The following is a 9,553-nucleotide window of genomic DNA, read 5'->3' on the forward strand; positions in this document are numbered from 1 at the left end:
CATTTATGGAGGTTGAGCAGGTATATACAGTTCCACTGAGGCATGTCAAGCGAGTGCCGAGGTGGAGAAGGGCGAAAAGGGCGGTTTCAGAGCTGAAAAGCTATCTCTCCAGGCACATGAAGGCCCCGCTGGATAAGATCAGCATAGATAACACCCTGAATGAGATGATCTGGGCCAGGAGCAATGAGAAACCCCCATGCAGGATCAGGGTGAAGGCGGTAAGGTTCGACGATGGCAGAGTTGAGGCGGAGTTCGCAGGTGGCAGATAGACGCACACAGGTCGCTGGGAGCTCCCTCCTGGGGGTATTTGCCAGGTGCACCGAGTCGCTCGTGCTGGTGCCTCCGGAGGCGAGCAAGCGGAGCGTGGAGATGCTCAGCGCAGGCCTGGATGTGGAGCCGGTGATCACCGTCATCGGCTGCAGTTCTGTGCTCGGCTCTCTGATATGCGCGAACTCTGAGGGCTTCGTGGTGACCAGGTACGCTACAGACGATGAGATCAGGGTGCTTGAGGAGCACGGCAGGGTTGCAAGGCTGCCGGGGAAGATAACCGCTGCGGGGAATGTCATACTTGCAAATGACAATGCGGCACTCGTCCATCCGGGTCTCAGCGACAGCGCATGTGAGGTCATCTCCGAAACGCTCGGAGTCGTTGTGCGCAGGGGCACCATAGGCGGGCTGAAGACCGTCGGGATGACGGCCGTGGCAACGAACAGGGGCATACTGGCACATCCCAGGATATCTGCAGAGGAGATAAGCGTGCTCGAGGATCTCTTCGGGCTTCCGGTCGATGTCGGCACGGTAAACTTCGGCTCTCCGCTCGTCGGCTCCGGGCTGCTGGCGAACAGCCGGGGGTATATGGCAGGTCTCGAGACCACAGGCCCAGAGCTCGGCAGGATTGAGGATGCTCTCGGATTTCTGGAGTGATTGATATGGGTAAGTATATCGTAACCGGTCGTTACAAGGCCAGCTTCATCGGCAATGTCTGGCAGAAGTTCACCAAGCTTCTGGATTGCCCGAATGAGAGGGTCGCCATCGAGTGGACATACTCTCTGATGGGGAGCAAGCATGGTCTGAAGCGCAACCTGATAAAAATCGATGAGGTGAGGGCTGGTGAGTGGTAAGCCACAGTCGCCTGAAAACCAGGCGCGCCAGCTCATAGTCGCATACCAGCAGTACCAGGCGGAGGCAGAATCTCTCGTGAGAGAGCTGGGCCTCATACAGATGACCGCAGAGGGTCTGGACAGGGCAATAAGTGCCATAGGAGCTTTATCTAAAGCAGCTGAAGGGCAGGAGATGCTCGTTCCGATCGGCTCCGGATCGTTCGCCTATGCGAAGCTCTCCTCAAAAGACAAGGTCGTGGTGAATGTGGGAGGGGGCGTCTCCATGGAGAAGCCTGCTGGAGAGGCGATGGAGATGCTCAGGGCCAGGAGGAACGCCATATCTGAGAGCTCGAAGAAGATAAACGAGGCGCTGGCGAAGATCGAGCAGGAGATGGCCAGAATCCAGGCCGCGCTTGAGCGGCTGGAGAGAGAGCTGCAGAAGCAGGGTGGGAGCGAAGGGTTTGTTCAATAAGCTCAAGGAGAAGCTCTCGGGCTTCAAGGAATCAATAACAAACAGGATCCTGGAGAAGGCCGCGGGAAGCATACCCGTAATAGGCAACAGATCAGAGCCGGCTGCAGCTCAGCAGGAGATGAGACCTGCGCCGTCGGAACTTCCTGTAAAAACGCCCTCTGAGAACAGATCAGGTGTCTCACAGGCGACACAGGTGGAGGCGGTCCAGCCTTCAAGGGTATCGATTGTGGATAAGGCCAGATCACTGATCTTCGAGAGGGAGGTCATTCTCGATGAGAAGGATCTCGAGGAACCTCTGTGGGGTCTGGAGATGGCGCTCCTCGAGAGCGATGTGGCGCTGCCTGTCGCAGAGGAGATCGTGAGCTCCGTGAAGAGCTCGCTGGTGGGAAGCAGAAAGAAGATCGGCTCTGATACAGGTGATCTGGTTGAGAGCGCGCTGCGGTCAGCACTTATCAAGGTCCTGTCAAAGAATGTCTTCGACTTCGATGAGTTCATAAAAAACGCCCCGAAGCCCGTTAAGATCCTTTTCGTGGGGGTCAACGGCACAGGCAAGACCACCAGCATAGCGAAGGTCGCCAGATACCTCAGGGATCGCGGCTACTCTGTGGTTCTTGCGGCCGGCGATACCTTCAGGGCAGGGGCAATAGAGCAGCTCGAGACCCACGGGCAGCGTTTGGATCTGAAGGTCATAAAGCACAAGACCGGTGGGGATCCAGCGGCTGTCATATTCGATGCCATCGAGTATGCGAAGGCCCATAAGAAGGATGTTGTGCTTGCAGATACAGCCGGCAGGCTTCACACAAACATAAACCTCATGGACCAGATGAAGAAGATCGTGAGGGTTACAAAGCCTGATATGCTCATATTCGTGGACGAGGCGATCGCTGGGAATGACGCGGTAGAGAGGGCCAGGCTCTTCAACGAGTCCGTCCCGATCACGGGCACGATACTGACAAAGACAGATGCGGATGCGAAAGGCGGGTCTGCAATATCGATCGCACATGTCACAGGAAAGCCGATCATCTTCCTGGGAGTGGGCCAGGACTATCCGGACCTGGTGAAGTTCGATCCGGAGTGGCTCGTTGAGCGGCTGCTGGGCGATTGAGGAGAGAGGACCCGCTTCCTCCAGCAGCTGGACACATCACTTTTATCCTCTTCCTTAAATACCATCGTCTCAAGAGACGATATCATGCTTCCCTATCTGAGCGAGGATGATGTTCGCGTTCTGGTGGGCTCCAGGAGCTTCGAGCGCGGCTACCGCTATTTCCTTGAAGGCGCTGTATTCGATGCCCGTCTCCAGGGAATGACGATCAGGGCGTGCTGCGAGGGCTCGCAGCCAGAGCCGTACAGGGTTCGTGTCACATTTGATTCTGATGGGATTGGAGAGTCGCACTGCTCCTGTCCGGTTGGCGAGGATGGCGACTGCAAGCACATCGCCGCATTGCTCCTCACATGGATTCATCGCCCGGAAGAATTCAGAGAGGTCGAGGATCTGGATGTGGTCCTGGGGCGGATGAGCAGAGAGGAGCTCATTGCGCTTGTCAGGCGAATGCTGGCCCAGCGGCCGGAGCTGGAGGTGCTGCTGATATCTCCTTCAGAAGGCGGGCGCCACATGCCTGTGAAGCCGGAGGTGTATCGCAGCCGCGCAGCAGCGGTATTCCGGCACGCCGATTATGGCTGGGGTGTCGAGGAAGCTATCGCCAGTGGGCTGGAGGGTATCCTCGAGGCAGGATCCGGATTCCTGAGCCAGGAGGATACTGCCAGCGCGGCTGCTGTTTACACCGGGGTGGTAATGGAGATCCTCTCCAGGTACGAGGAGTTCCAGGATGCTGAAGGGCTGCTATGCGAGGTGGTGCAGGAGTGTGCTGAGGGGCTGGGACTCTGTCTGGATGGCTCTGATGATACAGCACTCAGGGAAGAGATTCTGCGGACGCTCTTCGAGATCATAAGCTTGGACACAGATCTCGGCAGGGTCTGGCTGAGCGATGATGTGGTCGAGATCGTCTTAAAGCATGCATCTCCTGAGGAGCGGCGTGTCTTCGCATCCTGGGTTCGGGAAGCATCCGCTGGCGATGCAATGGGTGACTGGCAGCGCCGCAAATGCGGAGAGCTTCTGCTCAAGCTGGAGGGCGAGGATCTGGATGATGAGAAATTCCTTGAGCTCTGCCGGAAGATGGGGCTTCTGGAGCATCTGGTGGATCGACTGCTTTCGCTCGGGCGGCTGGATGAGGCAGTCGCCGAGACGAAAGGAGGGGATAACAAGAGGCTGCTCAGGCTGGCGGATATCTTCGTGGCCCGTGGGCATGGTGGCATCGCAGAGCGACTTGTTGCGGAGCAGGTTGAGGCCACCGGCAGCTGGAGCATGATGGACTGGCTCAAAAACCGGTGCCTGGAGACTGGCGATCTCTCTCGAGCTTTGGAGCTGGGCAGGCGGCTCTTTCTGGTTCAACCTACGTTTTCAAGGTATCAGGATGTGCGGGACATCGCCCTGAAGCTCGGTGCATGGGAGCATCTGAGAGCGCAGCTGCTTGATCCTCTGATCTCCAGCGGCAGAGATGATCTGCTCCTCAGGATCTATCTGGACGATGGGGAGATGGAGAGGGCGATAGAATCTGCAAAGATGCTTTTAGGCAGACATGCTCTCAAGACATGGGATGCAGATCTCATCGAGAATGTTGCACGGGCAGCGGAGGACGAGCGCATGGGTGCTGCTCTGGAGATCTACCGTGGCCTGGCGGAGAAGCTGATCAGCATGCGCGGACGGGACAACTACCAGCGGGCATGTGTAAATCTGATACGCATGCGTGATCTCTGCCAGCGCTCGGGGAAGAGCGAGGAATGGGACGGATACATACTAGATCTCCGCGAGCGCAACCGGAGACTCCCTGCGCTGAGGGAGGAGATGGAGAGGGCTGGGCTGTAGGTTCTTATGGTTCACAGCCTGGCTGACTGTCATCGATTTTATACCCCTCTCTCTCTGAATCATAATACTGAAATGGCTTTTGAAGAGACATTTATAGTATTCCTCATAAGTTGCTATAATATAGTATGTTGCATAAAATCGTCTATGAAGTATGACATATCCAATAGCTTTTATAGTATTCCGCATAAGTTGATATAATATTATGTTACAAAAAATAATCTATGAAGTGCGACATATCCGCCTAGATTTTAAATGGATTTACATGAAGTGACGCAGAGGACTATAGTGTAATAGTCTGATGTCACTGCTGTGAATGCTACTGACAGTACTCCCTGTATCTGCATTCCTCCCGTTCAGAGCATTTTCCAGGTTCCCTCTCGTAGAATATCATGTCCTGTATACCGTCCCTCTCCTCCACAAACCACTGCCTGAGCTCGTCGCTCAGGATAAAGAAGTCCCTCTCGATGTGCGGAGTCGGGTGACCTTTGGGGAAACTCAGGTAAACCGTGCAGCCGATGTTTATTGGCACCTCGTAGAGGCTCTCATAGACCAGCGCATATCCAGTTGCGGAGAGCCTGTGGAAGTCCATTCTCTGGCCGGTCTTCAGGTCGCAGACCATCATCCCTCCCATGTTTATCGCATCTGCGCTCAGGTTGCTGCTCAGCCCGAGGTACCTGCCATCCAGCTTGTGCTCCACGACAAATGGAAGAGCATGGTTTACAAGCGAGTCCTCGCTTATATACCGGTACTTTCCGAGGTAGGTGTATATCGCAGAGACTATTCTCGAGACCTCGAAAGACCAGAGCTTTCTGAGGTTATCGATGATCTCCCTGGGAGCATCTGATAAGCCAGAAGCCAGCATCTGCTTCTCTGCTTCCTTAATCGCATCTGGCATTCGTTCCATGAGTATCTGGGCGAGAGACGTACAGACATCAAGTCCCTGCGAATAGATCAGCCTTTTCGCAAGGGGAAAAAGCCTGGCGATCGCCTGATGGTATATCCGCCCGGCGACCATCTCCACGCTTGGAGGGACATCAACTCTCATAACATGTCTCAGGAAAGCATCTCTCCTAGTCTCGCAGTACTTATCTGCGATCTCCCAGACCGGCAGAGTTATATCATGAGGCGGTGAGAGTTCTGACCTGTACCAGTTCCAGCCTCTCAGCTCCTCAGCTATACCTCTATCCCGGGCTGCAGGTATGAGCTTTTTCAGAAGGTACTTCCTCTCCTCCTCTGAAAAGAAATACATTTGACTCCCTCCCATGCACCTTTAAATACATTCGCAGTAGCGCCTGTACTCGCAGTCTGTGCATCTGGCAGGATTTCTGGAGTGGGTTGGTTCTGTTTCGTCCTCAACAATCCTCCTGATTTCCATGATCGTCTTCATGGTCCTGCGTCGCAGCTCGTCTGTGATATCTATCCGGACGTTCAGGCGCTCCCTGCTGTAGTGGATGAATCCCCGGCGGACTGTGGCCCTGAAGCAGTCCTCGACGAGAAGCGCGTATGCAACCAGCTGATACTTATGGTTCAGATATGCTGCGCCGTTATTTGAGTATCCAAATTTGTAGTCCACAGGTATAAGCTCCTTCTCGGTCTTAACAAGATAATCGAGAACACCGCGCAGACCGAGAGACTGACTCATCAGCTCCACACGGAAGAGCTTCTCCGCGCTGTCCAGCTCCGGATCGTAGAATACCGCGCCCTTTCTCCTTTTCTCTCTGGCCGTGATGGACTCGTGTGCCTCCTTGCCTGAGTCCAGCTTTTGATCGGGCGGCTTCGGCACATGAAGTACATGATCGAAGTATATTATCTTCGGGCAGTAGAGGTACTGCTTTACATCGCTCACGCTTATCATATGGATGCTGCTAAATAACTCTCACATTCTCCTCCTCGATCTCGTACAGCTCTCCGATGCTCTCTCTCATGCCGAAGCACCTGGAGCACATCGGATAGAGCTGGATGTTTCCCTCCTCTCCCTGCATCAACCTCTCAAGGCGGAGGCGAAGCTTATCTCTTGTGTTGTGGTTGAGAAAGCCATAGAAAGCACTCTTCTGGATGCGCATGCAGCCGTACTCCATGAGAACCCTGGCCACTCTTGCTCTAAGGAGGTCATCGCTGATATCGTAAATTATGATTGTGTCCATGATCACCATCTCGGTGTGAATGGTTCATAGCGCGGACGCTCTCCTCTCAGGAATGTGGCCACAGAAGATGCCTGCGAACGGATTATATTCCTGAGAAGCTGGCTCCTCTCCTGGTACTGGATCCGCTCATCCAGGCGGTTGTAGAATGCGGATGATGCGATCCTCATGCCCTCCCTTGTCATCCTGCAGTTATCCTGGAAATGGGCCTGAGACATCGTGCGGGAAAGGGAGACGACGACGCGATCCACAACCAGTGGTCTGAACTCCTCCATCATATCATACACGAGCTTCTCCTGTCCGGAGCGATCTGCGTGCAGGTATCCGGCATACGGATCGAGGCCTGCATAGAGAACTGCTGCCCACACCTCCTGCTCCAGGACGTAGTAGCCGAAGTTGAGGAGAGAGTTTATCGGGTCACCGGCTGCTGGATACTTCCTGCCAGGAAAGCTCCAGAACTCGGGTATGAGCTTGGACCAGGTGCGCCAGTAGATCTCGCTTGCGTTGCCCTCCAGCCCCATTATCAGATCACGTGCATCATCGAGCCTGCCCTTCACAGCATCAAGCTCCGGTATGATAGATTCGATCTCGCTGGAGCTGTCACGGAACTCCTGCCACAGATCCCTCCTCTCAGCCTTCCACTTCTTGGCAAAGCTCTTCAGCAGCGATGCCTGGTTCTTCAGCTTTCCGCGTATGAATGCCTTGGCGAGCTCAATTCCCCTCTCGTCGTCATATGCATGGTACTGCTCCCGTCTCGTCCTGACCGTGCCGCCGAGGGTTGCAGGTATCAGTCTGGCAAGGGGTTTTCCGTAGTAGCTGGCGAATACGATCTCCACTCCAAGCTCATTGGCCATCTCTATGGCATCTGATGAGACTGATATTCCAGATCCGAGCACGAGGATCTGATCCACCTTGCGTGCAGGTATCAGGATTTCAGGCCTGTCCCTGCGGAGCACCCGGAACTGCTCGCCGGTCTTCCCCAGGAATGTGCCACGATCCGAGAGGATTATACGGGGCATCATTGATAAATTGGTGATACTATTATAATTAATTTTCGTTTAATTGATGAAGTCTCTAGGCAATCCCGAATGGTCATGGGCTTACAGATGCTCCAGAAGCTTCTAAGGATACGCCTGTACTCACATGGCAGCCTTCGCCAGGGTTTATATACCCGCTTACATCCTGGTACCTGGCGAAAATCCACCACAATTCAGACCTGTCCGGCAAAAGATTTATGTAAAATAGACCCCTCATATGGGCTGTTGCAAGGCGAATCCCGATGAAAAGGGAACTGAAAGCCGTACTGATCGAGCTTTACCTCTTCCTCATACCTGAGTTGCAAGGCGAATCCCGATGAAAAGGGAACTGAAAGCTGTCTGAGCGCTTCGGTGTGTGTTTTCTCGTCCTCGTGTTGCAAGGCGAATCCCGATGAAAAGGGAACTGAAAGTGTAGCATACTCGATCTTGTTGAACAGCGAAAACGCTTGTTGCAAGGCGAATCCCGATGAAAAGGGAACTGAAAGTCGACACCAGCTGGAACCGCTTCTCAAGTGCGATCAGCGTTGCAAGGCGAATCCCGATGAAAAGGGAACTGAAAGGTCCAATCGATACCCCACACACCCTCCTTGAAGTAGGCGTGTTGCAAGGCGAATCCCGATGAAAAGGGAACTGAAAGACACGATCACCTGACATATCGTCCGGACGTCCACCGTGCGTTGCAAGGCGAATCCCGATGAAAAGGGAACTGAAAGATGTCGAGCGGTTGTATCGTGACGCGTGGTGTTGAGATACGTTGCAAGGCGAATCCCGATGAAAAGGGAACTGAAAGCTGAGCAGCCTGGTACGTCCACGCCTTCGCCTTCTGATAGTTGCAAGGCGAATCCCGATGAAAAGGGAACTGAAAGCTCGACATTGTCTGCGCAGGATGGGTGCCGGTCGATGAGTTGCAAGGCGAATCCCGATGAAAAGGGAACTGAAAGTGATGTCTGCCCGACAACCATCACCGCAACATAGTCAGAGTTGCAAGGCGAATCCCGATGAAAAGGGAACTGAAAGAGTAAAGTGTACGACCATCATCTAACCTCTCAGGAGGTTGCAAGGCGAATCCCGATGAAAAGGGAACTGAAAGCTCTCCATCCCACGCACGATAGCCAGGGACTCGATGTGTTGCAAGGCGAATCCCGATGAAAAGGGAACTGAAAGGGATATACAACTCAGCAGATCCTCCAGTGTTCACTTTGTTGCAAGGCGAATCCCGATGAAAAGGGAACTGAAAGCGCACTCAATCCGTCCCGCCCTCCATGCGGTCGCCGATCGTTGCAAGGCGAATCCCGATGAAAAGGGAACTGAAAGAGGCGGGAGAGGCCAGGACGGATCATGAGTACTACATCCTAGGTTGCAAGGCGAATCCCGATGAAAAGGGAACTGAAAGTCGAAGAAGCCGCGCGGATGGTTCGGGCTACGATCGAGTTGCAAGGCGAATCCCGATGAAAAGGGAACTGAAAGCTCGGTACCCCGCTACCGATCAGACTCGACCCGTGTGTTGCAAGGCGAATCCCGATGAAAAGGGAACTGAAAGTCTGGCTCTGGAGTGGAGGAGTGTGAATGAATCTTCCGCGTTGCAAGGCGAATCCCGATGAAAAGGGAACTGAAAGGAGACACCTTCAGACTAGACCCAGTCACTTTTTGCTTGTGTTGCAAGGCGAATCCCGATGAAAAGGGAACTGAAAGCAGACCAGGTAGGCAAGGTGATTTGAATTGGCAGAAGAGTTGCAAGGCGAATCCCGATGAAAAGGGAACTGAAAGCAATCTCTTTCCAGTCTATCATACGCCTTCACGCTCGTTGCAAGGCGAATCCCGATGAAAAGGGAACTGAAAGTGATCTGTGCTGGGCAGTGAGGGTGGGCGGGTTGCAAGTT

At 54.0% G+C, this 9,553-nt stretch carries 10 protein-coding genes and 1 CRISPR repeat array; of the genes, 6 read left to right on the forward strand and 4 right to left on the reverse strand.

Annotated elements, in window-relative coordinates:
• Positions 1 to 5 precede the first annotated feature (5 nt).
• The 6 genes from QHG98_08820 to QHG98_08845 all read left to right on the forward strand — a co-directional run bounded on the left by QHG98_08820 (position 6) and on the right by QHG98_08845 (position 4,495).
• Positions 6 to 269, forward strand: a complete 264-nt coding sequence (locus tag QHG98_08820) for a 50S ribosomal protein L31e (protein MDH7597818.1) — start codon at positions 6 to 8, stop codon at positions 267 to 269.
• On the forward strand, positions 259 to 924 hold the full coding sequence (locus tag QHG98_08825; protein MDH7597819.1) for a translation initiation factor IF-6: 666 nt from the start codon (positions 259 to 261) through the stop codon (positions 922 to 924). Before QHG98_08820 ends, QHG98_08825 begins: the two co-directional genes overlap by 11 nt.
• Before the next feature lie 5 nt (positions 925 to 929).
• Positions 930 to 1,121, forward strand: a complete 192-nt coding sequence (gene rpl18a, locus QHG98_08830; protein ID MDH7597820.1) for a 50S ribosomal protein L18Ae — start codon at positions 930 to 932, stop codon at positions 1,119 to 1,121.
• Complete coding sequence (gene pfdA / locus QHG98_08835; protein ID MDH7597821.1) at positions 1,111 to 1,572, forward strand: prefoldin subunit alpha; 462 nt, start codon at positions 1,111 to 1,113, stop codon at positions 1,570 to 1,572. Before rpl18a ends, pfdA begins: the two co-directional genes overlap by 11 nt.
• A complete protein-coding gene (gene ftsY, locus QHG98_08840) occupies positions 1,562 to 2,677 on the forward strand; it encodes a signal recognition particle-docking protein FtsY (protein MDH7597822.1) in 1,116 nt (371 codons plus the stop codon). The genes pfdA and ftsY overlap by 11 nt, the downstream gene beginning before the upstream one ends.
• Positions 2,678 to 2,761: 84 nt before the next feature.
• Positions 2,762 to 4,495, forward strand: a complete 1,734-nt coding sequence (locus tag QHG98_08845; GenBank protein ID MDH7597823.1) for an SWIM zinc finger family protein — start codon at positions 2,762 to 2,764, stop codon at positions 4,493 to 4,495.
• 316 nt (positions 4,496 to 4,811) lie between these two features.
• On the opposite strand, the gene cas4a is transcribed toward QHG98_08845, so the two are convergent.
• From cas4a to cas1, 4 genes are read right to left on the reverse strand one after another with little or no spacing between them, the layout of a single operon-like run.
• Positions 4,812 to 5,744, reverse strand: a complete 933-nt coding sequence (gene cas4a, locus QHG98_08850) for a type I-A CRISPR-associated protein Cas4/Csa1 (protein ID MDH7597824.1) — start codon at positions 5,742 to 5,744, stop codon at positions 4,812 to 4,814.
• A 21-nt stretch (positions 5,745 to 5,765) separates the two neighbouring features.
• Positions 5,766 to 6,341, reverse strand: coding sequence for a CRISPR-associated protein Cas4 (gene cas4 / locus QHG98_08855; GenBank protein MDH7597825.1), 576 nt, complete (start codon positions 6,339 to 6,341; stop codon positions 5,766 to 5,768).
• Positions 6,342 to 6,360: 19 nt separating this feature from the next.
• Positions 6,361 to 6,639 (reverse strand): CRISPR-associated endonuclease Cas2, encoded by a 279-nt coding sequence (gene cas2, locus QHG98_08860; protein ID MDH7597826.1) that lies wholly within the window; start codon positions 6,637 to 6,639, stop codon positions 6,361 to 6,363.
• A gap of 2 nt (positions 6,640 to 6,641) precedes the next feature.
• The gene (gene cas1, locus QHG98_08865) at positions 6,642 to 7,655 is read right to left on the reverse strand and encodes a CRISPR-associated endonuclease Cas1 (GenBank protein MDH7597827.1); all 1,014 of its coding nucleotides are present in this window, start codon (positions 7,653 to 7,655) and stop codon (positions 6,642 to 6,644) included.
• A gap of 242 nt (positions 7,656 to 7,897) precedes the next feature.
• Positions 7,898 to 9,513: a CRISPR direct-repeat array (repeat unit 37 nt; unit sequence GTTGCAAGGCGAATCCCGATGAAAAGGGAACTGAAAG).
• The last annotated feature ends 40 nt before the right edge of the window (positions 9,514 to 9,553 follow it).

The organism is Methanothrix sp. (genome assembly GCA_029907715.1).
In the GTDB taxonomy this organism is placed as follows: domain Archaea; phylum Halobacteriota; class Methanosarcinia; order Methanotrichales; family Methanotrichaceae; genus Methanothrix_B.